Here is a 26,602-nt window from a genome sequence, read left to right on the forward strand (position 1 = left end):
TTTTTCTATTTAATAAGTTTTTGTATGCGTATGGCGTTCACTATCGCAATGAGGGCGACGCCTACGTCGGCAAAGACAGCTTCCCAAAGTGTAGCGATTCCACCGGCACCGAGGATGAGGACAAGCAGCTTCACTCCGAAAGCCAGCGAGATGTTCTGCCAGACAATCCGGCGGGTTTGCCTGCCCGCATGAATGGCGGTGGCCACTCTCGAAGGCTGGTCTGTCTGTATCACTACATCGGCGGTTTCGATGGCGGCATCGCTGCCAAGTCCGCCCATGGCGATGCCCACATGGCTAAGGGCAAGAACCGGGGCATCATTGATGCCGTCGCCCACAAAGGCTATTCGGTTGGCAGGGTTGCTGCGGAGTGCCTCGATGTGCTTCACCTTTCCGTCCGGCAGCAGGTCTCCGTATGCCTGGGTGATGCCTAGCTTTTCTGCAAAGTTAGTAACAATGGCTTGTTTGTCTCCCGATAATATCTGAATATTATTGATATTTAAAGCTTTTAATTCTTTGACGGCGTTGACGGCATCTTCCTTTAATGTGTCTGATAGCAACAGATAACCGGCATATTTTGTTCCGATGGCGCAGGCCACAATCGTATCGACAATTGATGACAATTCATCGGGATATTCTATCCCGAACTTAGTCAGCAGGCGGGTGTTGCCCACCAGGACACGCGTTCCATCCATAGTGGCTTGCAGTCCGTGGCCGGCAATCTCCGTAACGTCCGTTGTGGCAATCAGCTCTATATCTCTTTGTTGGGCATAGCTTATGATGGCTTTGGCTATGGGGTGCGTACTGTTTCGCTCTGCCGAGGCGGCAAGCTGTATCAACTTCTCTTCCGTAACTCCCGGTTGTGCCTGGCAGGATTGTACATCGAAGGTACCTTTGGTCAGCGTACCCGTCTTGTCGAATACCACCGTGTTGACTTGGGTGATGGCATCGAGGTAGTTGCCACCTTTGAAGAGGACACCCAGGCGGGAGGCGGCGCCGATTCCTCCGAAGTAGCCTAACGGAATGCTTACGACGAGGGCGCACGGGCAGGAGATAACCAGAAAGACCAATGCCCTGTATAGCCAGTCATTGAAGATGAACGAGAATTGTGCATCTGCCAGCGAATAGAGGAAGGGGAGCAGTACAATCAATGCCGCCAGTCCGGTGACGGCGGGCGTATAGATACGGGCAAACTTACGGATGAAAAGTTCTGCCGGCGCTTTGCGCTCGGAGGCATTCTGCACCAGTTCCAATATACGGGAAAGAGCACTTTTCTCGAAGGGTTTGGTGACTTGGATGCGTACGACTTTGTCGGTCGCAATCATTCCGGCAAGCACTTCCCCGCCCTGGCGGATGTTGCGGGGAACACTTTCTCCCGTCAGTGCGGAGGTGTTGAAGGCGGCAACTTCGTCCAGCATCGTTCCGTCCAGGGGGACGCGCTCTCCGGCTTTTACTTCGATGGTTTCGCCTACCTGCACACGTTGGGGAGCTTCGACAAGTGTACTGCCGTTTCTGATGACCGTTGCCGTTTCGGGACGTACGTCGAGCAGGGCGCTGATGTTACGCTTGGCTTTGTCTACGGCTTTGTCCTGAAAGAGCTCTCCCAAGGAGTAGAAGAGCATGACGGCAACGCCTTCGGGATATTCGCCTATATAGAAGGCGCCGAGGGTGGCGATGGACATAAGGGTGAATTCGCTGAACACGTCCTTTTGCAGGATGCTTTCCCAGGCTTCCCTCATCACCGGGAGGCCTACGGGGAGATAGGCAAGCAAGTACCATATAAAAGGTACATACTCTCCCTTGAAGAAGGTGGTGTCAGTAGCATTCAGGATGAGCCCTCCGAAGAGCAATAGGGCGGAGAGGATGATTCTCCAATAATCTTTCAGCAGACTGTTTCTTTTTTCTTGTATCGCTGTATGTCCGTGTGTGCAGCAGCATTTGCAACTCATATTGTTTCCTCCTATTTTCTATTTTCTGCAGCAAAGGTAGCGGAAAGGAGATGCAACTTGGTTGCAAAGTGAAAATTTCCGGAATGTCCGGGAAAGATTTCGCAAGCCGACACTTTCCGTATCGGCAATATCGGAGATGTTCATCCCGAAGATTTCCGGTAGCTGATAGAGGTAATTCGCGAGTTAAACGCTATCTTTCCCTATTTTTACACCCAATTTCGGAGGTATTAGATTTATGGCAACATCCAGAGAAATGGAAGAATACGGAGTTGTTCCTATACATTTCCGTTTCTTTTTTCCCGGTTTGGAGACTGCTCTGCATCCTGCGATACACTATCCAGGGGGTGGGATATACCAATCTTGCCATGCTTTCCGGTGTCTTGGAGATGATTGCCCGGATACTGGTCAGCCTACTGGCTGTTCCAGCCTTCGGTTGTCTGGCTGTTTGTTTTGGTGACCCTACTGCATGGATTTTTGCAGATGCCTTTTTAATACCAGCCTTCATTTATGTCTATCGGCGGATACTTCGGATGAAGAAAAATTAGTGTATCTTTGTATCGGGGAGTTGAAAGAAGAATGACTGGACGAAAAATTATACACATCGATATGGACGCATTCTACGCCTCCGTAGAACAGCGTGATAATCCTGCATTGCGGGGCAAGCCCATTGCCGTGGGCCATGCGGAGGAACGGGGAGTGGTGGCGGCAGCCAGTTACGAGGCACGGCGTTTCGGGGTGCGTTCTGCCATGTCGTCACTGAAGGCAAAGCAGCTGTGCCCCCAACTTATCTTTATCCCGGGACGGATGGAAGTCTACAAATCCGTTTCCCGCCAGATACACGAAATCTTTCATGAATATACGGATGTCATCGAGCCCATTTCGCTGGACGAGGCTTTTTTGGATGTGACGGAGAATAAACCGGGCATTCCATTGGCTGTAGACATCGCGAAGGAGATAAAGCGGAAGGTGCGGGAGAGGTTGAATCTGGTGGCTTCCGCCGGCATATCCTATAATAAGTTTCTTGCCAAGATAGCCTCGGACTACCGCAAGCCGGATGGGCTTTGCACCATACATCCTGCCCAGGCACTGGACTTTGTTGCCCGGCTGCCCATTGAAAGTTTCTGGGGAGTGGGACCGGTAACGGCGAAGAAGATGCACACCTTGGGGATTCACAACGGGGAACAGCTGCGCATGCAGTCTTTGGAGATGCTGACCCGCGAATTTGGCAAAGTGGGGACAGTCTATTATGATTTTGCCCGTGGCATCGATACCCGTCCGGTAGAGGCTGTCCGCATCCGCAAGTCTGTGGGTTGCGAACATACGTTGGAGAAGGACATCAGCAAGCGTTCATCCGTCATTATAGAGCTGTACCATGCGGCAGTGGAGCTGGTGGGGCGACTGGAGCACGCCAATTTCCGCGGGAATACGCTGACGCTGAAAATCAAGTTTCATGATTTTAGCCAGATTACCCGCAGTATGACCCAAACAAAGGAGCTGGTTGCCCTTGACGTGATTCTGCCTTTGGCAAAGCAGTTGCTGCAGGAAGTGGATTATGAACATCATCCTATCCGTTTGATTGGACTTTCCGTTTCCAATCCCCGTGAAGAGGAGGAGAAGGGAGTCTGGGAACAACTGAGTTTTGAATTTAGTGACTGGGAGACGGACCATTCAAATAAATAATGCTATATTTGTGTTCAGTATTAAAAAAAGGAAAGCTATGGGCTGTTTTATGAATATTTTGTGGTTGATGTTTGGAGGTATCATCACTGCTGTGGAGTATCTTATTGCAAGTTTATTGATGATGTTCACCATTATTGGCATCCCTTTCGGCATGCAGACCTTGAAAATGGCAAGCCTTGCCTTGTGGCCTTTCGGCAAAGAGGTTCGTAGCGGGGAACGTTCCAACGGTTGCCTCTATGTGCTGATGAATATTCTTTGGATATTCTTGGGCGGCATTTGGATTTGCCTTTCGCACTTGGGATTCGGGTTATTGCTGTGCATCACCATTATAGGCATTCCTTTCGGTATCCAACACTTTAAGCTGGCAGGGCTGGCATTGACTCCTTTCGGGAAGGATATTGTTGTGGCTTGAGCGATTGTGCTGTATCGTTTTTTTATAAATATATGTAAGTATAATTGATGGTGGAGGATGAATGGTGCTTTAATCTTATCGTAATGTGCTTCTGCTTGCATGCTAAATGTTTAGCTTTGTGTTTAGCATCCGATTATGGCTCTATTTTTTGTTTTTATTTGAATTATATATAATAATAATTTTATTTTTAAAAGTGAAATGTTATATTTGTGATTATCCTCACCTATAACACTTCACATATATGCGAAAAACACACCTTTACACGCTACTATGCGTCCTATGTTTTCCATCTTTGGTTTGTGCACAACAAGCCGTTTTTGATGAATTCAGAAAAGCGGCAGGAGATTATGCTGCTCTTTACTCCGGTAAGGCAGAGGAAAATTATAACCAGCAGAAGTATCTTAACCATCCCTATTGGAATACGGATGAATTTCGCGAGGGGGCTGTCTGTTATGGCAGATGGCTTTACTCGGATTTGCAGCTCCGTTATGATACCTATAAAAAGAGTCTGATTGTGGTTACTCCGGAGAAACGGATAACCTTGCAGGTAGATATGCGGAAAGTGGATTATTTTGTCATAGAAGGACAGAAGTTTGTACCGCAGGGTGACTGTTTCGCTGCGTTGCTATATGATAGTCCGCAAATGTGCCTGACACAGTATATCGTATCCACAATGGAGTCTCAGGTGAAGAAAAACGATCTTTATTACAGCCGGTTCAAGAAAAAGAGCTATTTCAGTCTTCGCAGTGGCGGAACCGATTATGTGATAACTTCCCGTTCGGGTTTCTTGAAACTTTTTCCTACATACAAGAAGCAGTTGAAGGCTTATTGCCGGAAAGAGCGGCTGGACTTCAAGGAAGATGGCGGTGTCCGGGCAATGACCCGGTTAACGGAATATATTGATTCCTTAATTCATGGAAAATAATATGAAAGCACATAATCTTAAATATACAGTAGCCTTTTTCCTCCTATTGTCGCCTTTCGGCATGTTTGCACAGCAACAGATGGCTACGGACAGCATTTCCATATTCGAATTGATGGATGCAGTAGAAAAGGGCACGTCTTGCCGTGTTTATACAACGATAACGGTTCCTTTTAAAGTGAAGCGGGCAGAGGTGAAGAACCCCACTGCCGAGTACTTGAGAGAGGCTTTGGCAGCTACTATCTATAAGGTGACGGTTTATGGTGACAGAATATTTGTCTTGCCGGAGATTTTTCTGGCTACCTCGCTGCCACCGGTATTGATGGGGGAAAAGTTGGAGACGGATGAGGAACTATTGCCTTCATACATTCCTATTGTGAAGTCTTCTTCAGAAAACAAGGTCTATGAGATAGGAAACAAGTACAAGCCTGCCCCCGGAGATATGATAACTTTGACCGGAAGAGTTTCTGACTTTAAGACCGGCCAGAATCTGGATGGTATCAACATCATTCATCGAGAGCCGTGGGTAGCTACGACGACCAACCGTCAGGGGGAATTTACCATTGACCTGCCTGCAGGCTATAATATTCTTGAAATCAGTGGGATGAATATCAAAGTGACCCATCGGCAATTTATGCTTTATGGTGAAGGCATTGTCCATATCGAGTTGGAAGAGGAAGACCATATGCTGGATGAGGTGCTTATTGTTTCGGGGCGTATACAGAACGTGAAAAGTGTGCAGTTGGGAATGGAGAAGCTGCAGCCTGCCCTGCTGAAAAACATTCCTACGGCTATGGGTGAGGTGGATGTGCTGAAGATGATACAGACACTTCCCGGCATCAAGACAGTGGGGGAGGCATCCAGCGGATACAATGTGCGTGGGAGTGCCGCTGACCAGAACCTGCTTCTTTTCAATAACGGAACGATTTATAACCCCAATCATCTTTTCGGTTTTTTCACGGCTTTTAATTCGGACATGATAAAGGATGCGGAACTTTATAAGAGCAGTATCCCCAGCCAGTATGGCGGGCGTATCGCTTCCGTACTGAACATCACCAGCAAGGAGGCGAACAAGGAAAAGTTTACTGGTTCTGCAGGTATCGGGCTTGTGACCAGTAAGTTGAATCTCGAGATTCCCATCATTAAGGAAAAGACTTCCCTTCTGCTGAGTGGACGTACGACCTATTCGGACTGGATAATGAAGACATTGCCCAACAAAAGCGGGTATCGTGATGGGAAAGCCGGTTTCTATGATTTGGGGACTGTCTTCTCGCATACGGTGAACGAGCGCAACAAGCTGAATGTCTATGGCTATTATAGTCACGACCGTTTTGCCTTTAATGACAATGAGAAGTATGCCTACAACAATATGAATTTCTCGGCAAACTGGAGGACTGTCTTTGCAGAAAAGCTGACCGGAAACTTCTCTTTCGGTTATGACCACTACGATTACCGAAATGATGAAACGGTGGAGGAAGCGTCTGCCGCACGGCTGTCTTTTGCCATTAACCAATGGTTTGGAAAAGCGGACTTTCTTTATCAAGCCGGCAATAGCCATGCGGTGAACTTCGGTTTGATGAGCCAGCTGTATAATGTGAATTCCGGGACCTACGAGCCGGTGGGGCCTAATTCGCTGGTAAGATATGATGAACTGCAAAAGGATAAAGCACTGGAAAGTGCCGTTTATATAGGGGATGAATGGGATATAACTTCCAGGCTCTCCATCAATGCGGGTATACGCTATTCCATGCTCAATGCTTTGGGACCGTGCACTTACTATACATATCAGGAAGGTATACTGCCCTCCATGTCTTCGGTGGCGGATTCTATCACGGCGGGGAATGGAAAGGTCATCAAGACCTATCACGGACCGGAATTCAGAGTGTCGGCACGTTATGCCTTTACAGATGATTTTTCCGTAAAGGCCGGTTTCAATACGATGAGGCAGTATATCCATAAGGTATCGAATACTGCCGTTATGTCTCCTACAGATACCTGGAAGCTGAGCGACCCCAATATCAAGCCTCAACGTGGCTGGCAGGTGGCGGCAGGCGCCTACTATAATACGCCGGGGCAACTTCTGGAATTATCTGTAGAAGGATATTACAAAAAGCTGATTGATTATCTGGATTATCGCAGTTCCGCCCAAATCCTGATGAACCACCATCTGGAGACGGATGTCATCAATACGGAGGGATATGCTTACGGCGTGGAATTCCAGGTGAAAAAACCGGCTGGAAAACTGAACGGGTGGATGAGCTATACTTATTCGCGCACTTTCTTGCGTCAGAATGATCCGCGCATAGCCCGTCCCATCAATGGTGGAGAATGGTATCCGACCGAGTATGACAAGCCGCATGACTTCAAGCTTGTAGGCAATTACAAGTTTACCCGCCGTTACAGCATGTCTTTCAATATGGATTACAGTACGGGCCGTCCCACCACAATTCCTGCCGGGCAATACTACGACCAGGGTTTGAAGAAAATGCAGGTTTACTATACCGACCGTAACAGTTATCGTGTTCCCGACTATTTCCGTATGGATTTGTCGTTCAATATTGAACCCAGTCACCACCTGACATTGTTGACCCACAGTTCCCTTTCTTTCGGTATCTATAACCTGACCGGAAGGAAGAATGTGTACTCTGTCTATTTTGTGTCCGAGGAGGGTAGGATTCAAGGATACAAGATGTCCATATTCGGTGCTCCCATTCCTTTTGTTACTTATAATATTAAATTCTGAAAGGGTATGAAGAATAAAGTATATTGGGTGATATGTATATGTCCGTTATGGTTGTTCCTTAGTAATTGTGTGGATAAGTTCAATGCCCACTTGCCGGAAAGTAGTATCGGCCTTCTCATAGTTGAAGGTAGTATAATATCGGATAGTGCTGTCGTGTTTTCTTTGAGCCGTTCCTTTTCCTTGGATGTGGAAGGGGTTCCTCCTGATTTCAATAAGGTGGATGCTGAAGTTTGTGTAACCGGTGAGGATGGCTCCAGTTTTAGGGGTGTTGCGTTGGGTAATGGAAAGTACCGGGTTGCTGTCGGAACATTGCATAGGGATGTCCGCTATAGCTTGAAGATTGTCTATGAGGGAGATATCTATACTTCCGAACCTCAATATCCGATAGGAACGGAAAGCATAGACGATGTCACCTACGAACAGCAAGGGGAGTATGGTGATGTCAGTATCCGTTTCTCTATGCAAAGCAAAGATGCTGCATGTTATTCTTGGAGTTATGAAGAAGATTGGGAGGTGAGGGCCGTATACAATCCTATGTGTGCTTATGACCCCGAAACAGATAAGATCGTTGATTATGATGCTAGACCATACTCACGCGGATGGTGTCATAGTGAATCGTCCGAGATAATAATAGGTAATATGGAAATAAACAAGGATAATCGTGTAAAGGATAAGTGTCTCTATTCCATTGAAGCAGACGATATTCGTTTTTCTTGCTATTACAGTACTATAGTGAAACAACGTAAGATTTCGAAGGGTGAATATGAATATTATCAGGAGAAAATAAAGCTTAATGAGGAGATGGGCGGGTTGTTTGTTCCCCAGCCTTCGGAATTGCCGTCGAACATTAGATGTGAAAGCTCAAATAAACAGGCCATTGGATATGTTGGTGTCAGTTTGAATGTGGCGGAATATCGCATTTTCATTTCTACAGATGATATACAATATAGGCTTCCTGAGGGGTATTGTCAGGGAGCGAAAGGGCTGAAAGAAGAGTATACATTTTTAGATTTATACTTGATGGGGTATACCATTGCATATCCGGACCCGGACCCACGTACGGGATTCAAAGGTTATGCATGGGTTTCTGGAGGTTGTACAGACGTACGCTATTTAGGTGCCAGCTTGGAAAAGCCTTCCTTCTGGCCAGTTGAAATCAATCTGTTTTAATAAGAAAAAGCGATGAATAATGCAAAATATATAGTAACATGGATATGCTTGTTGTGGCTCACTATTGGCAGTTGTGTGGATAAATTCAATGCGCACTTGCCGGAGAGTAGTACGAGGGTGCTTATAGTTGAAGGTAACATCATATCAGATAGTACAGTTGTTTTTTCCTTGAGCTGTTCCTTTCCTTTGAATGTAGAAGGAATTCCTCAGGATTATAACAAGATAGATGCAGAAGTCAGTGTAGTAGGAAGTGATGGTTCTTGTTTTAATGGCACTTCTTTGGGAGATGGAAAATACCAAGTTGTAATTGGCTCTTTGAATAAAGATGCCAGCTATAGTCTGAAAATTGTGTATGAAGGGGATATTTATACTTCGGAGCCTCAATATCCATTGGAGACAGAAACAATAAATGACGTTACCTACGAGCAACCGGAAAAATACGGTGACATCTCTATCCGCTTTTCTATGCGGAGTGAAGATGGCGGATGTTATTTCTGGAGTTACGAGGAAGATTGGGAAGTGAGGGCAGTATATAATCCCAAGTTCCGTTATGACCCTACCACTGATGAGGTGGTTGATTTTGATACTACACCATATGCACGGGGATGGTGTCATGATAAGTCGGCTAAAATCATAGTAGGTAATATAGGAACAAATAAGGATACTCAATTGAAGGATAAGTGGCTCTATTCTATAAAGGCGGATAATAACCGTGTCTTTCATCATTATAGCACTTTGGTGAAACAGCGTAAGATTTCGAGGGGCGAGTACGAATATTATCAGGAGAAAATAAAAATCAATGAAGAAATGGGTGGATTGTTTATTCCTCAGCCTTCAGAACTTCCTACGAATATTATTTGCAACAATTCAGGCAAAAATGTAGTTGGTTATGTGGGAGTTAGCATGAATGTGGCAAAATATCGTATTTTCATTTCTGCCGATGATATATATTATAGGTTTCCTGACGGTTATTGCCAAGAATTTAGAGGTTGGGCAGATTCGTACATGGATTTATATGTGATGGGATATGCTATTGCTTATCCATTGATGGTAGGTTATGCATGGGTTTCCGGAGGTTGTACAGACGTACGCTATTTAGGTGCCAGCTTGGAAAAGCCTTCCTTCTGGCCGGATGAAATGAATTAATATTGAAATGATATGAAGAGAGTGATATTTTGTATTATAGGTTGGGTTCTTGTATTGGGATTACACGCTCAAATTGTTGAGAATATGCGTATTTATACAGACAAGGACTGCTATGTGGCTGGAGAAGATTTGTGGATAAAAGTTTGTGTGACGGATTCCTTGTCTCGTGGAAGCGTATTAAGCAAAGTAGCTTATGTAGAGATAAGTGACACGAAGCTGGTATACGCACAAGGTAAAATCGACTTGCAGAACGGGAATGGATGGGGACGTATCAGACTTCCGCAAGTCATGCATACCGGAGCTTACCAACTGACGGCATATACGCGTTATATGAGGAACTATCCTATGGCTTGTTTCCCAAAGAAGTATATAGCCTTGCTTAATACTGTTCAGACAACAGAGGAGGATAATGTGGAACTTTTCACGGATTCCATTACCGTTTCACAAGCTTCCGGCAATCAGCTTTCCGGAGCGGACTTATGGACAGATAAATCGGTCTATGGGAACCGGAGTAAAGTAGCCTTGACATTACCCAATCTGCCTGCTGATGTCAAGGAGCTTACTTTGTCCGTAGTACGAAAAGACTATGTGCTAAAGGGGTTTCCAATATCAGCCGACGGGCAGAAGAACTATACAAGTGTTCCGGAACGGTCATTTGCTGCAGAGTGTGAAGGGCATATTGTAACCGGCAGGCTGATGGGAGCGCCTGCTGACAATGTAAATGCACGTCTGGCATGTGTGGGCAAGGATATTCGTGTCTTTGGCGGACAGCCTAAGGCTGACGCTATTTATGCTTTTTATACGACCGGAATAACGGATATGCAGGAGATTGTATTAACTGCATTACCGGAGGAGGAAAGTCCCTGCCGATTGGAGCTTATTTCTCCTTTTGTCGGGGTGTTGGCGGAAAAACTTCCTAAAGTCTGTGTGTCATTTCGGAAAGAAGACTTGATAGAGCGTGGTTTCAGCGCGCAATTACATTCTCTTTTGCCGGTAGATTCTTCGTATAGCAAGAGTATATTGCAACAACTTTATGATTTTGTTCCCGCTTCCACTTATAATCTGGATGAGTATGTTCGTTTCAGGACTGTGAGGGATGTTTTTGTGGAATTTGTCAAGGGAATACGTATCAGTCAGCTGGAAGGTAAAGATGTCATCCGGATACTGCAACCGGATATAAGGAGATTCAGTAATATGAAAACACTGGTGTTGTTAGACGGGATTCCGTTTGATGACCATGAAACCATTCTGAACTATGATGCCCGTTTGATACACTATATACATCGTTATACTGGCAAATATACTTTTGGCGGGGAGTTGTATGATGGAATTGTTTCGTTTATAACCCATCGGGGAACATTGCCTGATATACGTTTGGATAAGAATTCACAGATGTTTTCTTATGAGTTTCCACAAAAGAGAATCGCATTTGTTGCTCCATCATACAATTCAGAGAAACAAGCCGGTTCTCGCTTACCGGATTTTCGGCATACACTTTATTGGAATCCGGAGATAACTTCCGCTATGGGTACACTCAACTTTTATACTTCGGATATGAACGGAATATATATAATTACCCTACAAGGAATTTCGGTTGACGGTAGGGAGATAAGGATGCAAAGTGAGTTTGTTGTTGGTGCTAACCATTAGTATAGATGGATAAAAAAGAAAAAGGGCAGAGAACAGAAAAGTTCCCTGCCCTTTATTCATTGTATTTAAAGGTGTTTTTTTACATGGTTACGAGTGACTGCTTTGCAAGCAGCTTTTGTAGTTTACCGTTCAGTGTTTGACACATTGTTCCATTACCCATTGCCTGATAGCGTTTGATTTGGTACTGTAACATAAAAATTTCATTTGCATTCTTTTTCATAATTCTCATCTTTTTGTGCTCTCCGCGTTTCGGAAAGCGGGTTTTTACATCTTTTCTTTTATCTTATAACGTTGCAAAGATACGAAATGTTTGCGAGAAATGTGTTTTATAACATAAAAAATAGCCATTCATCCTTTATTTTCTTTAGAAATACTAGATTTTGCAATCTATATATGACAAATATGTTACGCAAGTTTCGCAAACTCTTCCTTGTTTTATACCTTTGTAAAAAGGGATATTTTAGTATGGAGAATATTGTCAGAACAATAAGAGTTTATTATCCGGTTTCAGATGAAGCATTGGCGACATTGGCACATGGTTTTGAAAAGCAAGTGTTTCCTGTCAAAACACTTTATCCGTGCAGGACAATTTGATAGGCAAGTCCACTTCATAGAGAAGGGAATGACACGCTCGTACACCTTGCACGATGGAAAAGAAATAACGACATGGTTCTCTATGGAAGGTGATGTAGCTTGTGGCTCGTGGGATTTATATAGGAACAAAGCAGGCTTTGAATACGTGGAAACATTGGAAGAAACACTGGTCTATTCTATTTCCATTGAAACGCTTAATGAGTTGTATAAGTCAGATATAGATATTGCAAATTGGATGAGGGTGTTACAACAGGAAAATTTTCTTCGCTTACAAGATATTCATATATCTCGCCTCAACTTGTCTGCGTATGAGCGTTATGAAAAATTAATGAGTGAGTGTCCGGCCCTTTTTCATAGAGTGACTTTGGGACATATCGCTTCTTTCCTTGGCATTACACAACAATCATTGAGTCGTATCAGGGCAAAGGGGTATTTTTTAACATAGGATAAATTCCTATACATTAGAGTTTTGTATTTTTGTCCGCAAAAACAGGATGCGTATGAAAACAGAATATGAAAAGTGCATGGCTGGCGAACCTTTTATAGGAAGCAGGGATCCGAAAATAGTGGAGATGATTTTGCGTACAAAACGTCTCCTGGCACAATTCAATGCCACAGATTATGCCGATAGCAAGCGCAGGAGGGAGTTGTTGTGTGAGATGTTGGGACATGTAGGCAAGAATGTGCATGTGGATATTGACTTCCATTGTGAATGTGGCAAGCATATTTTTATGGGCGACAAGGTAATTGTCAACATGAATTGTACCTTTGTGGACAACAATCGTATTGACATAGGTAGCAACGTCTTAATAGCCTCTAATGTACAGATATATACGGCAACCCATTCTACCAAAGTAGATGAACGTATGGTGCAGGACTGTCCGGAAGAACAAGAAATCTGCCGTACGTATGCCTTACCTGTACGAATAGAGGATGGAGTATGGATTGGTGGAGGGGTTGTCATTTTGCCTGGTGTCACCATCGGGAGGAACAGCGTTATCGGGGCGGGGAGTGTGGTTACCCGTTCTATTCCTGCGAATTGTGTGGCAGTGGGAAATCCTTGTCGTGTGATAAAACAGATTGATAATATAGTATCTGTATGAGCATGTGTTGAGTAAATGTATTATCTTTGCATATATTACCATGTAAACAAGAGAGACTATATACTTATGGGGAAATTGGTGGAACTTTGGCGGAGTCCTTATCCTACGTTTTATCAACGCTGGAAGGCAGTAGTGATACCTTCGGCCATTATTTTTCTGATATTATATATACTTCAGCCGTTCGGTATTTCCCGGATAAAGGGAAGTGTGTTTGGGGTGGTTGCCGGTTCTGCATTGATTGCGGCAGGTGCTTCGGGAGTTTTCACCTATTTGCTTCCGGCATTATTTCCTGCTTATTACAAGGAGCAGAACTGGACATTGGGTAAGCATGTGTTGAATTTGCTGCTGATGTTGTTGCTGATAGCAGTGGGGATTTGGGCCTATCAATCATGGTTGATGGGAATGTGGTTGGACAAGCGGTTGTTCTTTCTGGCTTTGTCTTGGGTAATGGTGCTGGCACCTTTTCCTACCATATTTTTTCTGATGTGGAACCGCAATTTGCAACTGACCCGCAATCTGAAAGAAGCTATGGAGATGAACGGTCACCTTTCAAGGAGAATATCCCCGGAAGTTGGGATAGCGAGCTTGGAAGACAAGGTGTTTTCCTCGGAAGAAGCGTTGGTGTTTGCCGGTGGCACCAAAGAAATGCTGGAAGTAAAGGCCGGAGATTTCCTTTATGCAGAGGCAAAGGGGAATTACGTAAAAGTAGGTTACCGTTCAGATTCGGATAAAGAAAAGAAAATTACATGGAGATTGTTGCGTGCCACCATGAAGCAGGCAGAGGAAGCTGTCTCTGCTTGCCCTTTTATTATCCGTTGCCATAGGGCCTTTCTTGTAAACATCCGGATGGTGGTGAAAGTAGATGGAAACTCTCAGGGATATAAGCTGAATCTGGAGGGTTGCGAAGAAGATGTTCCGGTTTCACGCGCATACGCCAAAGAGGTGAAAGCATTGATTGAAAACCGAACAAAGAGTTAGTCACTCGTCACAGAAATACGTTGTTCGTCACAAAGAGTTTGTTGGTTGTCACATATCCGGGCTGTCTGTCCCGGATATTTTTTTGTCTTATACCCTTCCTTTATGTTTGCGGCAGGAAACACAACGAATGTAAAGATATGAAACGGGAAACAGTCTTTGGGATATTGGGTGTATTACTTTATACACAGCCTTCCGTAGCGCAGAAATCAGTGACCGATACAGTACGTCTGAATTTTAATATAGACAGTGTCGCTTTGGAAGAAGTAGTGGTAAAAGGAGCCAGAACTCCTGCTGCCAACAGCCGTTGGAGCGATATGCATCCGGTGGAACTGGTCACGGTGGGCGGTGCGAACGGTGATTTATACAAGGCATTGCAGACTTTGCCCGGTACGCAAGTGCAGGGTGAAACCGGTGAATTGCTGGTACGTGGTGGAGGCAGTTACGAGACGCAGACTTTTATTGATGGAATGCATGTACTGAATCCCTATACTTCGAACGGAATAAATACCCCTGCTCGCAGCCGTTACTCTACATTTATGTTCAGTGGGGTAAACCTTGCTTCGGGAGGCGCTTCACAAGAATATGGAGAAGCGCTTTCGGCAGTCTTGCCATTGGAAACAAAAGATTACAGCAAGGTCGATAAAGTCGGAGTGAACGCTTCCGTTGTCGGTGTTGGTGGAGGGGGCACAAAGACTTTTGACAGAGGATCCTTGTCTGTTGACTTGAATTATCAGAACCTGGGTTTGTATGACAAGGTTTATTCGGGCAGGAGGGATTTCGAGAAGCCTTACCGGATGTTTTCCGGAGCTGTCCAGTTCCGTTATACTCTTGATGAAAGAGTGGTATGGAAGGTTTACGCACAATACGACCGGACGGACTTTTCCACTTACGAAGGGGATAACCGCAGATTGTTCGGGCTGGGTGAAGACAATATCTATGTAAATGCAACCTTTCGCAGGCATACTTCCGGAGAGTGGAGTTGGTTTGCAGGGGCGGCCTATTCTTACTATAACCGGAGAATCGGAGGAGCAGTTGTTTCGGGTGATAACTGGCTGGAACGTCAGCAAGAGACGCATCTGAAGGCTAAAGTTTCCAAACGGCTGTCATCGGTATTCCGCCTGGATATGGGGATAGAGAGCTATATCCGCAATTACAGGAATCATTATCTGTTGTGCGGGACGGATGACAGCAATCGCATGTCGCCTACCATTGGTGCGGGTTTCTTTTCGATGGCTTATTATCCGATGGAACAATTGAAGATGGAGTTTTCTTTTCGCACGGAATACACTTCTCCGAACCGTAAGATGAATTTCTCTCCCCGGCTGGCGGCGAACTATTATTGGGGAAACATGATGCTGTCGGGGATTGTAGGGCGATACACACAGTTGCCCGAGAACAACTGTTTGGTGCGTCGGCCGCAGTTGATGTCGGAAGTATGTATGCAGTACAATTTGGGCGTTCAGTACGACTATGAAGGGCGTTTCTGTAAAGCTGAACTTTATTATAAGGATTATGACCGTCTGGCATTGGAGGAAACGGATGCCGATACGAAAGCTGTATTCTTGACCTCCAACGGTTATGGACACAGCAAAGGCATAGACTTGTTCTTCCGTGATAGAGCGTCCTTCAAGAATCTGGAATACCAGTTATCCTATACCTATAATATAGCCAAACGTAAATATCGGGAGTATCCGGAACTGACTACTCCTCAGTATGCCACACGGCATAATGCAGCCTGGGTGGTGAAGTATTCCTTGCCTCGCCTGCGTTCCATTGTCAGCGTGACCGACCGTTTCAGTAGCGGACGTCCTTATCATAACCCCATGCTGCCGGGTCTGATGAACGATGAAGTGAAGCCTTATAACAGTCTGGATTTGGGTGTGACCTTCCTGGCAAGCAAGAAGGTAATCATCCATGCTTCCGCCAGCAATATCCTTTGCCGGAAGAATGAGTTCGGTAAGGTGGATAACAAGGCTGTCCTGGCTTCCAGCGACCATTTTTTCTATGTAGGAGTATATGTGACTTTAGGCAAGAAGGCCGCCTACGATGTATCCAATTTTTAGACAATAACCCTTTTTAAATAAACAAAGATGAAAGCAATGATTATTTTTTTAGTATTTGTAATGCAAAGTGCCGCCCAGCTGCTCTTTGCCCAGAACCTGACTATTGAAGTGTGTGACATTGAAAAGGTGGAGGGGCATCTCTATGTCGCCATCTACAATTCGGAAGAAACATTCATGAAGAAACCCTTGACCGCCTTCCGGATAGATGTGAAAGATACGTCGCTCTCCATTCCTTGCCAGGGGTTACCTACGGGTACGTATGCCATTTCGTTGTTTCAAGACGAGAACGGAAACGGGAAACTGGATACTGCCGTTTTCGGCATTCCTACAGAGAAGTACGGGTTCAGTAATGATGCTCAAGGCGTTATGGGTCCGCCGTCTTATGACAAATGCAGCTTCACTTTTTCCGGAGACACGACTTTGGTGATACATCTGAAGTAGAGTGATTATGTAAGTAAAACGGGAATTAATTTTCTTTTGCGGACGATTTACACTATTTTTGTGGTTCAACCTTAATAATTGCGTTATGAAACGAGTTGCACGACTTCTGGGATTTCTCGGACTGGTATGTTTGCTTGCCTCTTGCGGCAAACGTTCTTTCATTACAGACACTTCTTACCGCCAACGTGTGGAGCAAGACTTCAATCAAAAAAAAGAAAGGTTGCCGCAGGGCGATTTGTTTGCCATATTTGATACGGACTTGACGTCGTACGAACGCGAAGCTTTGGAGTTCCTTTATGCCTATATGCCTTTGGCAGACATTGCCGATTATTCCGGAGAATTTCATCTGATGAACGTGCGCGCCTCCCAAAAGGCTGCCGATGAGATGCCTTGGGGAAAAGTTATTCCTGAGGATTTGTTTCGTCATTTTGTACTTCCGGTGCGGGTCAACAATGAGCATCTGGACAGTGCACGGGTAGTGTTTTACGAAGAACTGAAGAATCGTGTCAAGTCTCTGTCCCTCTATGATGCCATTCTGGAGGTGAACCACTGGTGCCACGAGAAGGCTATCTATACTCCCTCCGATGCCCGTACCAGTTCGCCTTTGGCAACGGTACGCACGGCATACGGGCGTTGTGGCGAGGAATCTACCTTGCTGGTTGCCGCCTTGCGTTCGGTGGGTATCCCTGCTCGTCAGGTCTACACACCCCGGTGGGCGCATACCGACGACAATCATGCGTGGGTAGAAGCATGGGCAGACGGGAAATGGTATTTTCTTGGAGCCTGCGAACCCGAACCGGTACTCAACCTTGGTTGGTTCAATGCTCCGGCCAGCCGCGGCATGTTGATGCATACCAAAGTTTTCGGACGTTATGAAGGAGTGGAAGAAGTGATGTCCGTCACTCCCAATTATACGGAAATCAATGTAATCGGTAACTATGCACCGACGGCCAAGGCCACGGTTACGGTAACGGACGGGCAAGGCAAGCCGGTGCCCGATGCTTGTGTGGAGTTCAAACTCTACAATTATGCTGAGTTTTATACCGTAGCCCGGAAGCGGACCGATGCGGAGGGAAAGGCTTTTTTGACGGCCGGTAAGGGTGACATGCTGGTATGGGCTTCCAAAGACGGAAAATTCGGCTATGCCAAACTGTCTTTCGGTAAGGACCATGAACTGGTTGTGAAGATGGATAAGACTGCCGGCGGCGGCCATGCGGTAGATTTTGAACTTGTGCCGCCCCCCGAAAATGCGGAGTTGCCGGCGGTTACGCCCGAACAGCGTGCGGCGAATGACCGCCGCATGGTCCATGAAGATTCCATCCGCAACGCTTATGTGTCTATGTTCATGACGGATGAGACGGCGCGTTATTTTGCCCGGCGGTACAAGCTCGACGAAGATGCCGTTTCACGGATACTGGTCGCTTCCAGAGGAAACCATCGGGTCATTGTCGACTTCATGGCACGGTTGCGCTCTGAAAAGTCCAAAAGAGGAGGTCTGGACCTGCTCCAACGGATTTCGGCAAAAGACCTCCGCGACGTTACACTGGAAGTTCTGATGGACCACATGCAATCCCGTATGTGCAAGAATGCCGACCATTTCCGCAGATATGTGCGCAATCCACGCGTAAGCAACGAGATGCTGACCCCCTATAAAGGATTTTTCAAGAAAGCCGTCTCAAAGGAAGATGCTGAGGCATACAAGGCAGAACCGATGAAACTGGTGGCATGGGTGGCCCAAAATATCCGGGTAGACAATGACTGTAATTTGGGAGGGGCTCCCATTTCTCCGGAAGGGGTCTGGAAGGCCCGTGTGGCTGATGCCCATAGCCGTGACATTTTCTTCGTCTCCATGGCACGCAGCATGGCAATCCCTGCCCGTATCAACGGAGTGACCGGCAAAGTACAGTTGATAGGGGATGATGGTGCGATGGATGTGGACTTGAACCATCATTCGGAAGAGCCGGTCTTTATGGCAGAAGGAATTGCTTCGAAGGGAAAGTTGGTGGCTTCCTATAAGCCTATCCGTTCGTTGGATAACCCGAAATACTATTCTCATTTCACTCTTTCCAAACAGACCCCGCAGGGCAGTTTGCAATTGCTTTCCTATGACGAAGGCGATGCAGATATGGGCGGCGGTACTACATGGAGCAATCTGCTGAAGGAAGGAACAGCTCTGGAGGCCGGAGATTATGTTTTGGTGACCGGTACACGCCTTGCCAGCGGTGCGGTACTTTCTAAAACCACCTTTTTCAATATTCTGCCGGAGAAGACAACGGAAATTGAATTGGTGATGCGCGAGAGCGAGGATGAGGTGCAGGTTATCGGGAACTTTAATTCGGAGTCTCTCTTCACTCCGCTGCCGGACGCCGGCTCCGCAGCCCGGCAGAGTCTGCTGCAGGCTTGTGGGCGCGGTTACTTTGTCGTAGGCATTCTGGGTGTCAATCAAGAGCCAACCAATCATGCGTTGCGCGACATCGCTTCATTCAAGGCTGATTTGGAGAAGTGGGGGCGTAAGATGGTGTTGCTGTTCCCTGATGAGGCCAAAGCCGGCAAGTTCGCCCGCGAGTCATTCCCCGATTTGCCCTCTACCATTATTTATGGTATAGATACGGACGGTATCGCTGCGCAGATTGCAGAAAGTATGAAGTTGAAGCACAAAGAGAGCCTGCCGATATTCATCATAGCCGATACTTTCAATCGGGTGGTCTTTGTATCGCAAGGATATACCATCGGACTGGGAGAACAACTGATGAAGACAATAAAGGGGTTATAGGGCTTTCTGCCATGAATTGTAAATAGTAATCGTCAAATAGTAAATCATCCGATGCCTGTTATCGAAATATCATCTTTGACCCATCCCGGTGTGGAGATATTCAGTACCCTTACCGAAGCCCAGTTACGCAATCGCCTTGAGCCGGACAAAGGGCTGTTTATAGCTGAGAGTCCTAAGGTTATCAAGGTGGCTCTGGATGCCGGCTACGAGCCTTTGGCCCTTTTGTGTGAGCACAAGCACATCTATGGGGATGCTGCTGAAATCATTGAGCGTTGTGGCGATATACCCGTCTACACAAGCGGTAGGGAATTGCTTGCCGAGCTGACCGGCTACGTTTTGACGCGTGGCGTTCTTTGTGCCATGCGCCGTCCGGTTCCGAAGAGTATGGAGGACGTCTGCCGGGGAGCCCGGCGTATTGTGGTTATCGACGGGGTGGTGGATACCACCAATATTGGGGCCATCTTCCGTTCGGCGGCAGCTCTTGGCATGGATGCTGTGCTGTTGACACGTAATTCCTGCGACCCTCTGAACCGTCGTGCGGTCCGGGTTTCAATGGGAACGGTTTTTCTTGTGCCGTGGACGTGGATGGACGGTCCTCTGGATACGCTCGGTGAGTTGGGTTTCCGCACGGCGGCCATGGCGCTTACGGACAATTCCATTTCCATAGACAATCCCGTTTTGAAGACCGAGCCCCGGTTGGCTATTGTGATGGGTACTGAGGGAGATGGTCTTTCGCACGAAGCGATTGCGGGAGCCGACTATGTGGTTCGTATCCCCATGGCGCACGGTGTAGATTCGCTGAACGTGGCGGCCGCAGCGGCTGTTGCTTTCTGGCAACTTCGCGTTTAGAAGTGATAACTCAAAAAAGCATATATTATGTTGGCATATACTTATATTGAACACGGAAAGTTCGGATTGCTTGAGAAACCGATACCGGTATTGGAAGATGCACGTGATGCTATTGTGCGGGTGACACTGGGTAGCATATGCACCAGTGACTTGCATATAAAGCATGGAAGTGTACCGCGCGCCGTACCCGGAATTACGGTAGGACACGAAATGGTGGGCATCGTAGAGCAGGTGGGTGCCGAAGTTGAGTCGGTAAAGCCCGGCGACCGTGTGACTGTGAATGTGGAGACTTTTTGTGGTAAATGTTTCTTTTGTCGTCACGGATATGTGAACAACTGTACCGACACTAATGGCGGTTGGGCTTTGGGGTGCCGTATCGATGGCGGCCAGGCGGAATATGTACGTGTGCCTTATGCCGACCAGGGACTGAACCGTATTCCCGATACGGTAAGCGACGAGCAGGCGCTCTTGGTAGGCGATGTGTTGGCCACCGGCTTCTGGGCTGCCCGTATCTCCGAAATAACCGAGGAAGACACTGTACTCATCATCGGTGCCGGGCCGACGGGTATTTGTACCCTGCTTTGTTCCATGCTGAAGAAGCCCCGTCGCATTATTGTCTGCGAGCAGTCGGCCGAAAGAATCCGTTTTGTCCGCGAGCATTATCCGGAGGTGCTGGTCATTGGGCCGGAAAACTGCAAAGACTTTGTGAGGAAGCATAGCGACCATGGTGGGGCAGATGTCGTACTTGAAGTTGCCGGCACGGAAGATACTTTCCGCTTGGCATGGGAGTGTGCCCGTCCCAATGCCATTGTCACCATTGTGGCGCTTTATGACCAGCCTCAGTTATTGCCCTTGCCGGAGATGTATGGCAAGAATCTTGTCTTCAAGACCGGTGGTGTGGATGGGTGCGATTGTGCCGAGATACTGCGCCTGATAGCGGCGGGACAGATAGATACCACACCGCTTATCACACATCGTTTCTCGTTGGAGGAAATTGACGAAGCCTACCGTATTTTTGAGAATAGGCTGGAGGGGGTGATAAAGGTGGCGATTGTGGGTAGATAGAAAAAGAGGATAGCCAATGAAGGCTATCCTCTTTTTCTATGTAATTATTTACTTGCTACTTACTTGCTCAAAGCTTGAGCCACGTCAACCGCACAAGCCACTGTACATCCTACCATCGGGTTGTTACCGATGCCGAGGAATCCCATCATTTCCACGTGAGCAGGAACTGAAGATGAACCGGCGAACTGAGCGTCTGAGTGCATACGTCCCATAGTATCGGTCATACCGTAAGAGGCAGCGACACAGCATCCCTGTAAGTATTTGCAAGCTGTTATTAATCAATGCTATAATAGCAATGGGTAAACTCCTTGTTAGTAAATAAAAGAACGAATTATCAAAAAGGGCTGCATCATGGGCAAATGCCTATGCGTTACCCTTTAGATGAGAGTACTCCTAATGGAGTTAAGACCGTAATCTAATTTGCGTGTCAATGAAGTATAAATCTCCGTCTATGCCATAAAGTACATTATTGGGAACTGCATCAAACACTTCATAATCCGAATTATGGTATTCGTCGTAATAGTCCATTTCAAAGCCTAATGCTTGCATATAAGCAGCTATCTCGTCTTCCGTAGCTTCTCGTTCAGCTAATATATAAGGTTGTACGAGAACTGCGCAAAATTCTTGCTGACTGTTATAAGCGAAGCCTATCATTTGATAAGGCACATTGCCAAAGAACTTGTTATGTGCAGCAATGCGGATGAAGAAGTTCTCTAAATCATCCCCTGCGTACTCAAAGTTATTTAATTTTACAACAGACACATTACCATCATGGAACACTTCATTCTCACCACCTCTATCCATATAAGTAATATTGAGGTGTGATAAGTCAATCCATAGACCATTGTCATTGGCAAACTTTATCAGTTCTTCTGTTTGTCTTCTCTTATAGCCCTCTGTTGATTCAGTTTCTCCTGCTGCTTCCTTACTTCTTCTGGCGATGCAGGTCGCTTGCTCCAAGAGGCTATTGATTGACGAGTGCGTTCTATCCATTCTTTGTGAAATTCGTTGATGTATTCCATAATTTGTTTGATTATGAGTTTAAGACAAAGGTAATCATTCCTCTTTTAATAGCAATGCTTTGGTTGTTATATTCTTGCGAATGGGGTGTTGTGGAACATTCTATAAAAGAGAAGCAGCATAAGAGTTCCCTCAAATGCTGCCCTGCCTTAAATTAGTTTGGCAATTAGTTAATCTTCTTGTAGGTGGTCGTAGTAATATCGTCTAACTCTAAACCACCGTCATCCGTATTATCCCAATCCTCAAAGGCGAGAACCAATTTATTAGCTGTAAGCTCATTGATAGTAAGGACATCCGAATAACCGTCATCGTAAGAGATAGTCAGCTTATTGCCTTTCAAAGACCAGCGACTTGTTTCTGTATATCCACCGTCCGCATAGCCTTCTGTGCAAGTACCGTCAGCTTTGAACTCCCATAAGCCATTGGTGTAGGCTTCATCAGAGGTGACAACTTCCTTGCCATTCTCCACTTTGTGAACCTTCTCCCAAGTGGACTGCCATTTACCTATAAGGTTGGCTTGGTCAATGATTGTCTGTTCTTCTTCATCATCGCTACAAGCTGTAAAGTTTACAGCCAACATGACCATTAACAAGGTCATTCCAATTAATCTTAAAGTTTTCATTATTAAATTGTTCTTTAGTTAGTAATATGTAAACTTTTCTCTCAATCGCTCTCATTTGTACTTATATTGACATAAATGTAAGTTCACGTAGTTGCCATCATGATATTCTTTACATTCTACCCAATTATTATGATTGTCGTATTGATATTCAAACTCTTTCTTTATTCTCTTGCCATTCCACCAAGAGTCATATAAGATTATATGTCCTAAATGATTATATTTAACGATAGCTTGTTTCTTTACACCGTTATCATCCCAATCAGATACTATTGTTCTGCCTGCTAACTGTCCTTCCTTTTCTGTGTCTTTAATATAACGAGTTATATTCTCAATAGTAGAACCTTCATGAGTTGGAGCTGGCTGTGGATTCATATATCCTTTAAGCATATATTCTTTAATATGTACTTTGCTGCCTTCAAATGTTCTTGTGTAAAGTCTTGATTGAAATCCATTTAGATAGCTTATTGTGTCACAACTCGCAATCTTTCCATTAGTAAAAAGCAACTTATGTTCAAGGTGTAATCTTTGAGTTTCCTGCATATTGTTATGAGGTGAGTACCATTTACTAATATCTTTTCTCTCAATAGTAAATGTTTGTGCTATTAATCCTTGAATAAGTTCTTTATTATGCAAACTGCCATATAGTCTGCTGATATGTATTGAGTAAATGTCTATAACTGAATGCCACATGATGATTTATTCTAATGAGAAACCTCCTAATTGCGTATAACTTTTTAAACAATATTGCATTCCCTTTCTTGAAGTTTTACCTGTTACGATAAGAGTATCAAATCCTAAAGTCATCAGTTGTCTTATGAAAGGTTTGTTTGATAATATGTATTGAGATATATCTCTAAATTCAGAATCCTTTATATTATTATTGTTCTCTATGGAGATTTTAAACCCACTTCTTAAAAAGAATGCACTCATTTCATGCGCATAGTTTGTATCTCCAACTGTTATAGAGACTTTGCAGAATCTATCTAATGCACCAGAACAATAGCTGTCTTTGAAAGTTTGATTCATCGTATTTATCAACTTCATTCGCTCCAATGAAGTACCTACTAAAGAATTGAGTAAGTTTTTAAAGAAATCGACAATATTCATATTACACTAATTTATCATTTACTAAATCCTTAATCTTTAAGAGTTCTCTGTAATTGAATCTGTTGTTATTAATCATTGCTGTTAGTTCCTCTGCTACATCTTTATTGTTGGGGTGTTTGTCTGGGTGAGCTTGTTTGATAAGCTCTTTGTATAGCGGTTTTGCTTTAGCCATGCTCTCAACAATATTGTATGCTTCATCACTTGTTGAATGATTCTTAGAACAGAATAGTCTGGCAAATATATTATTCATAGTATGCCTTTCAATTATTAAGAGAACAGCCATGCTGCTATTCCAATTACTACCAGAACTATAAGGATAACAAAGAATTCTGATAATTTGGGGTCTTCCCCATTATATTGCATTTTAGTCATAATTAGGATATTTGCACTCATCTGTTCCCAAAGATGAGCATAAATAAAAAAGATGTGGGAACACTATTTGCTTTATCTTACTGACGGGCTTCTCGCATTGCCTTTGGAGTAGATAAAACAATAGCGACCCACACCAAAGGGCATATAGAAACCTCGCAACTATGAGGTAGGTATATATCCAAGTGTGGGTGCTACTGCTATCATCTTCACTCCATTTCAAATTTTGCGAGAATTTGTCAGTAGAAGATAATTTCAATAACACCTTTCGTTAACTATGTCCTTCCAACTCCCTAACGCATTAGTTCATTGGAATTGATGCAAAGATAATGAAAGGTTCTAAATTAATAGGCATGAAGTGTGGATTAATAGTAAATTCTATGCCCTCAAACATAGTCTGAATAAGATATTTAAGCAGAATTGCATCTGAACTCTCTAAATCCATGTGGGTATCAAATTCACTTCTCCCCATATAAGGACTAAATTCTGAATATTCTTACCTACCTTGAATTATTATCTTTAGGTCAGCATATTGTTGGATATTCAAGAAGTGCTACCTGTAACATGATTAATAAGAGTTGAGATAGTTATAAACTCTGTAAACTAATGGAATTGCATTACTTCTATAAGGCTGAAATGCCAAACTGTCAAGATTGGGCTTTAGATGTATCTAAGCTCAATATTTCATTGATTTGGGACAGAACCATTCAGACCACTATAAAGATGTATCTTAATAATCCTGTCCCAATCAATTAGAAGCTCAAACAGTCATAAGTCTGTAAGATTTCTTCCTGCCTTAATCCCAAGTATCTTTTAGTAATGGCAACAGAACTATGGTTGAACAGTTCCATCAGCTTTACTAAAGCAAGTTCAGCATTATCACTGTTCATGTTATAGACCTGTCTACCAAAAGTCTTTCTAAGAGAATGGCAGCTAAAGTTCTTAATCTTTAGCCTGTACTTCTTCTTCACCTCTTTAAGAATGATATTGATTCTCTGAATTGTGAAGATAGTGCCTTTCTGACTGATAAGGATTGGCGCATTGATTCCAACTGGATTTATATGCTCGTAGCACTCTTTAATATGATGTTGTAATTGTGGGTTTAGTCTGATAGTCCTTACCTTGCCTGTCTTTTGTTCAATTACTGTAAACTCGTCAGTATCTAATATCTGCTTCCATCTTAGAGATAGAATATCAGATATTCTTAATCCTGTGAAGCATCCTAAAGCTATAAGGAGTGAGATTTTATAATTCTCGTCTTTGGCTAACTTCCTTATGAGGTTCATTGCATCAGACCAAACAAGATAGTCTGCCGTTGTGCTTGAATATTTAAGTGACATAATGTTCTGTTTTATAATGAAATGAATAGAAGTGAATATTAATTCTGAGTTGGATTTACTAACTCACTGATTACTAAAGGAACATTCACTAATTATCAAAGTGAATATGATAAGGACACCCAACTTAAAAATTGAGTGCCATTTACCTTATTATAATTCTCCCTCGTCTGCGAAGCTGTAATATCCTGCATCTGTTAATATGAGGTGGTCTGTTACTGTAATCCTCATAAGTCTTGCTGCATCCTTGACCTGTTTAGTAATCTCTATATCCTGCCTGCTTGGTTTCGTGTTACCGCTTGGGTGGTTATGAGCAAGAATGATAGCTACTGAATTGGTGAGCAATGCAGCTTGTAAAATTACTCTGACATCAGCACAAGTTTCAGTAATTCCTCCCTCTGAAATGAGAGTGTAACCTAAAATTTGGCTGGCTTGGTTTAGAAACAAGACTTTAAAATATTCTTTGTAACAGATAGTTCCTTCCTTATAGGTAGGAAGTAAGTATTTATAAGCATCCTCTGAACAAGTTACTTGATGCAGACTTTTAAATTTTGGTTTGTAGGACAGTTCCACTTCACCCACAGTATAATCTATATCCATAATGTACAATGT

General features: G+C 44.5%; 23 protein-coding genes and 4 pseudogenes. 17 read left to right on the forward strand and 10 right to left on the reverse strand.

Annotation, left to right across the window (positions count from 1 at the left end):
- Positions 1–5 precede the first annotated feature (5 nt).
- Positions 6–1,946, reverse strand: a complete 1,941-nt coding sequence (locus CSD97_RS03475) for a heavy metal translocating P-type ATPase (protein ID WP_098031976.1) — start codon at positions 1,944–1,946, stop codon at positions 6–8.
- Between the two features lie 87 nt (positions 1,947–2,033).
- On the opposite strand from CSD97_RS03475, the pseudogene CSD97_RS03480 reads away from it, so the two are divergent.
- The 9 genes and pseudogenes from CSD97_RS03480 to CSD97_RS03520 form a co-directional block, all read left to right on the forward strand.
- A pseudogene (locus CSD97_RS03480) lies at positions 2,034–2,108 on the forward strand (2-aminoethylphosphonate:pyruvate aminotransferase); the annotation flags it as partial.
- Positions 2,109–2,203: 95 nt separating this feature from the next.
- Positions 2,204–2,491, forward strand: a pseudogene (locus CSD97_RS03485) (2-aminoethylphosphonate--pyruvate aminotransferase); the annotation flags it as partial.
- A 31-nt stretch (positions 2,492–2,522) separates the two neighbouring features.
- Positions 2,523–3,626, forward strand: coding sequence for a DNA polymerase IV (gene dinB, locus CSD97_RS03490; protein ID WP_057255711.1), 1,104 nt, complete (start codon positions 2,523–2,525; stop codon positions 3,624–3,626).
- A 37-nt stretch (positions 3,627–3,663) separates the two neighbouring features.
- A complete protein-coding gene (locus CSD97_RS03495) occupies positions 3,664–4,038 on the forward strand; it encodes a YccF domain-containing protein (protein ID WP_098031977.1) in 375 nt (124 codons plus the stop codon).
- 241 nt (positions 4,039–4,279) lie between these two features.
- A complete protein-coding gene (locus tag CSD97_RS03500) occupies positions 4,280–4,963 on the forward strand; it encodes a hypothetical protein (RefSeq protein ID WP_005832827.1) in 684 nt (227 codons plus the stop codon).
- Between the two features lies 1 nt (position 4,964).
- Complete coding sequence (locus tag CSD97_RS03505; RefSeq protein ID WP_098031996.1) at positions 4,965–7,703, forward strand: TonB-dependent receptor; 2,739 nt, start codon at positions 4,965–4,967, stop codon at positions 7,701–7,703.
- Between the two features lie 6 nt (positions 7,704–7,709).
- Positions 7,710–8,873, forward strand: a complete 1,164-nt coding sequence (locus tag CSD97_RS03510; RefSeq protein ID WP_005832823.1) for a DUF4249 domain-containing protein — start codon at positions 7,710–7,712, stop codon at positions 8,871–8,873.
- Between the two features lie 12 nt (positions 8,874–8,885).
- The gene (locus CSD97_RS03515) at positions 8,886–10,019 is read left to right on the forward strand and encodes a DUF4249 domain-containing protein (protein WP_035448985.1); all 1,134 of its coding nucleotides are present in this window, start codon (positions 8,886–8,888) and stop codon (positions 10,017–10,019) included.
- An 84-nt stretch (positions 10,020–10,103) separates the two neighbouring features.
- Positions 10,104–11,669 (forward strand): hypothetical protein, encoded by a 1,566-nt coding sequence (locus tag CSD97_RS03520; RefSeq protein WP_227212788.1) that lies wholly within the window; start codon positions 10,104–10,106, stop codon positions 11,667–11,669.
- 79 nt (positions 11,670–11,748) lie between these two features.
- Here CSD97_RS03520 and CSD97_RS18895 read toward each other — a convergent pair whose 3' ends face one another.
- Positions 11,749–11,889, reverse strand: a complete 141-nt coding sequence (locus tag CSD97_RS18895) for a hypothetical protein (protein WP_005832819.1) — start codon at positions 11,887–11,889, stop codon at positions 11,749–11,751.
- 245 nt (positions 11,890–12,134) lie between these two features.
- On the opposite strand from CSD97_RS18895, the pseudogene CSD97_RS03525 reads away from it, so the two are divergent.
- The 8 genes and pseudogenes from CSD97_RS03525 (at position 12,135) to CSD97_RS03560 (ending at position 21,535) form a co-directional block, all read left to right on the forward strand.
- Positions 12,135–12,708 (forward strand): annotated as a pseudogene (locus CSD97_RS03525) (Crp/Fnr family transcriptional regulator).
- A gap of 55 nt (positions 12,709–12,763) precedes the next feature.
- Complete coding sequence (locus CSD97_RS03530; RefSeq protein ID WP_005832814.1) at positions 12,764–13,366, forward strand: sugar O-acetyltransferase; 603 nt, start codon at positions 12,764–12,766, stop codon at positions 13,364–13,366.
- Positions 13,367–13,432: 66 nt separating this feature from the next.
- Positions 13,433–14,344 (forward strand): LytTR family DNA-binding domain-containing protein, encoded by a 912-nt coding sequence (locus CSD97_RS03535; protein WP_008665300.1) that lies wholly within the window; start codon positions 13,433–13,435, stop codon positions 14,342–14,344.
- 137 nt (positions 14,345–14,481) lie between these two features.
- Complete coding sequence (locus tag CSD97_RS03540; protein WP_098031978.1) at positions 14,482–16,407, forward strand: TonB-dependent receptor plug domain-containing protein; 1,926 nt, start codon at positions 14,482–14,484, stop codon at positions 16,405–16,407.
- A 27-nt stretch (positions 16,408–16,434) separates the two neighbouring features.
- Entirely contained in the window at positions 16,435–16,848 is a 414-nt protein-coding gene (locus CSD97_RS03545) for a DUF2141 domain-containing protein (protein WP_005832808.1), read from the forward strand.
- A gap of 85 nt (positions 16,849–16,933) precedes the next feature.
- The gene (locus tag CSD97_RS03550; protein ID WP_098031979.1) at positions 16,934–19,621 is read left to right on the forward strand and encodes a transglutaminase domain-containing protein; all 2,688 of its coding nucleotides are present in this window, start codon (positions 16,934–16,936) and stop codon (positions 19,619–19,621) included.
- A 51-nt stretch (positions 19,622–19,672) separates the two neighbouring features.
- A complete protein-coding gene (locus CSD97_RS03555; protein WP_087331815.1) occupies positions 19,673–20,470 on the forward strand; it encodes an RNA methyltransferase in 798 nt (265 codons plus the stop codon).
- Positions 20,471–20,497: 27 nt separating this feature from the next.
- Positions 20,498–21,535 carry an alcohol dehydrogenase gene (locus CSD97_RS03560; RefSeq protein ID WP_005832802.1) on the forward strand — a complete coding sequence of 346 codons (1,038 nt, stop codon included), beginning with the start codon at positions 20,498–20,500 and terminating at the stop codon, positions 21,533–21,535.
- Positions 21,536–21,594: 59 nt separating this feature from the next.
- On the opposite strand, the pseudogene CSD97_RS03565 reads toward CSD97_RS03560, so the two are convergent.
- The 8 genes and pseudogenes from CSD97_RS03565 to CSD97_RS03605 form a co-directional block, all read right to left on the reverse strand.
- Positions 21,595–21,771, reverse strand: a pseudogene (locus tag CSD97_RS03565) (GGGtGRT protein); the annotation flags it as partial.
- A gap of 166 nt (positions 21,772–21,937) precedes the next feature.
- Positions 21,938–22,528, reverse strand: a complete 591-nt coding sequence (locus tag CSD97_RS03570; protein WP_005832800.1) for a hypothetical protein — start codon at positions 22,526–22,528, stop codon at positions 21,938–21,940.
- Between the two features lie 193 nt (positions 22,529–22,721).
- Positions 22,722–23,177 (reverse strand): lipocalin family protein, encoded by a 456-nt coding sequence (locus CSD97_RS03575; protein ID WP_005923901.1) that lies wholly within the window; start codon positions 23,175–23,177, stop codon positions 22,722–22,724.
- Positions 23,178–23,228: 51 nt separating this feature from the next.
- Positions 23,229–23,867, reverse strand: a complete 639-nt coding sequence (locus CSD97_RS03580) for a hypothetical protein (RefSeq protein WP_004310782.1) — start codon at positions 23,865–23,867, stop codon at positions 23,229–23,231.
- A gap of 6 nt (positions 23,868–23,873) precedes the next feature.
- Entirely contained in the window at positions 23,874–24,284 is a 411-nt protein-coding gene (locus CSD97_RS03585; protein WP_005832797.1) for a hypothetical protein, read from the reverse strand.
- A gap of 1 nt (position 24,285) precedes the next feature.
- Positions 24,286–24,534, reverse strand: a complete 249-nt coding sequence (locus CSD97_RS03590) for a hypothetical protein (RefSeq protein WP_004310784.1) — start codon at positions 24,532–24,534, stop codon at positions 24,286–24,288.
- Between the two features lie 871 nt (positions 24,535–25,405).
- Complete coding sequence (locus CSD97_RS03600) at positions 25,406–25,993, reverse strand: tyrosine-type recombinase/integrase (protein ID WP_004310785.1); 588 nt, start codon at positions 25,991–25,993, stop codon at positions 25,406–25,408.
- 150 nt (positions 25,994–26,143) lie between these two features.
- On the reverse strand, positions 26,144–26,590 hold the full coding sequence (locus CSD97_RS03605) for a JAB domain-containing protein (protein ID WP_005832792.1): 447 nt from the start codon (positions 26,588–26,590) through the stop codon (positions 26,144–26,146).
- Positions 26,591–26,602: the final 12 nt, after the last annotated feature.

It is taken from the genome of Bacteroides sp. AR29, from assembly GCF_900217715.1.
GTDB classification, from domain to species: domain Bacteria; phylum Bacteroidota; class Bacteroidia; order Bacteroidales; family Bacteroidaceae; genus Bacteroides; species Bacteroides uniformis.

Bases quoted from the DNA above. Each gene is read 5' to 3' on its own strand.
- CSD97_RS03590 (WP_004310784.1), bottom strand. From the start codon at position 24,534: ATGAATAATATATTTGCCAGACTATTCTGTTCTAAGAATCATTCAACA.
- CSD97_RS03550 (WP_098031979.1), top strand. From the start codon at position 16,934: ATGAAACGAGTTGCACGACTTCTGGGATTTCTCGGACTGGTATGTTTG.
- CSD97_RS03605 (WP_005832792.1), bottom strand. From the start codon at position 26,590: ATGGATATAGATTATACTGTGGGTGAAGTGGAACTGTCCTACAAACCA.
- CSD97_RS18895 (WP_005832819.1), bottom strand. From the start codon at position 11,889: ATGAAAAAGAATGCAAATGAAATTTTTATGTTACAGTACCAAATCAAA.
- CSD97_RS03515 (WP_035448985.1), top strand. From the start codon at position 8,886: ATGAATAATGCAAAATATATAGTAACATGGATATGCTTGTTGTGGCTC.
- CSD97_RS03510 (WP_005832823.1), top strand. From the start codon at position 7,710: ATGAAGAATAAAGTATATTGGGTGATATGTATATGTCCGTTATGGTTG.
- CSD97_RS03540 (WP_098031978.1), top strand. From the start codon at position 14,482: ATGAAACGGGAAACAGTCTTTGGGATATTGGGTGTATTACTTTATACA.
- CSD97_RS03535 (WP_008665300.1), top strand. From the start codon at position 13,433: ATGGGGAAATTGGTGGAACTTTGGCGGAGTCCTTATCCTACGTTTTAT.
- CSD97_RS03520 (WP_227212788.1), top strand. From the start codon at position 10,104: ATGCGTATTTATACAGACAAGGACTGCTATGTGGCTGGAGAAGATTTG.
- CSD97_RS03500 (WP_005832827.1), top strand. From the start codon at position 4,280: ATGCGAAAAACACACCTTTACACGCTACTATGCGTCCTATGTTTTCCA.
- CSD97_RS03545 (WP_005832808.1), top strand. From the start codon at position 16,435: ATGAAAGCAATGATTATTTTTTTAGTATTTGTAATGCAAAGTGCCGCC.
- CSD97_RS03575 (WP_005923901.1), bottom strand. From the start codon at position 23,177: ATGAAAACTTTAAGATTAATTGGAATGACCTTGTTAATGGTCATGTTG.
- CSD97_RS03570 (WP_005832800.1), bottom strand. From the start codon at position 22,528: ATGGATAGAACGCACTCGTCAATCAATAGCCTCTTGGAGCAAGCGACC.
- CSD97_RS03560 (WP_005832802.1), top strand. From the start codon at position 20,498: ATGTTGGCATATACTTATATTGAACACGGAAAGTTCGGATTGCTTGAG.
- CSD97_RS03495 (WP_098031977.1), top strand. From the start codon at position 3,664: ATGGGCTGTTTTATGAATATTTTGTGGTTGATGTTTGGAGGTATCATC.
- CSD97_RS03530 (WP_005832814.1), top strand. From the start codon at position 12,764: ATGAAAACAGAATATGAAAAGTGCATGGCTGGCGAACCTTTTATAGGA.
- CSD97_RS03475 (WP_098031976.1), bottom strand. From the start codon at position 1,946: ATGAGTTGCAAATGCTGCTGCACACACGGACATACAGCGATACAAGAA.
- CSD97_RS03600 (WP_004310785.1), bottom strand. From the start codon at position 25,993: ATGTCACTTAAATATTCAAGCACAACGGCAGACTATCTTGTTTGGTCT.
- CSD97_RS03505 (WP_098031996.1), top strand. From the start codon at position 4,965: ATGAAAGCACATAATCTTAAATATACAGTAGCCTTTTTCCTCCTATTG.
- dinB (WP_057255711.1), top strand. From the start codon at position 2,523: ATGACTGGACGAAAAATTATACACATCGATATGGACGCATTCTACGCC.
- CSD97_RS03585 (WP_005832797.1), bottom strand. From the start codon at position 24,284: ATGAATATTGTCGATTTCTTTAAAAACTTACTCAATTCTTTAGTAGGT.
- CSD97_RS03580 (WP_004310782.1), bottom strand. From the start codon at position 23,867: ATGTGGCATTCAGTTATAGACATTTACTCAATACATATCAGCAGACTA.
- CSD97_RS03555 (WP_087331815.1), top strand. From the start codon at position 19,673: ATGCCTGTTATCGAAATATCATCTTTGACCCATCCCGGTGTGGAGATA.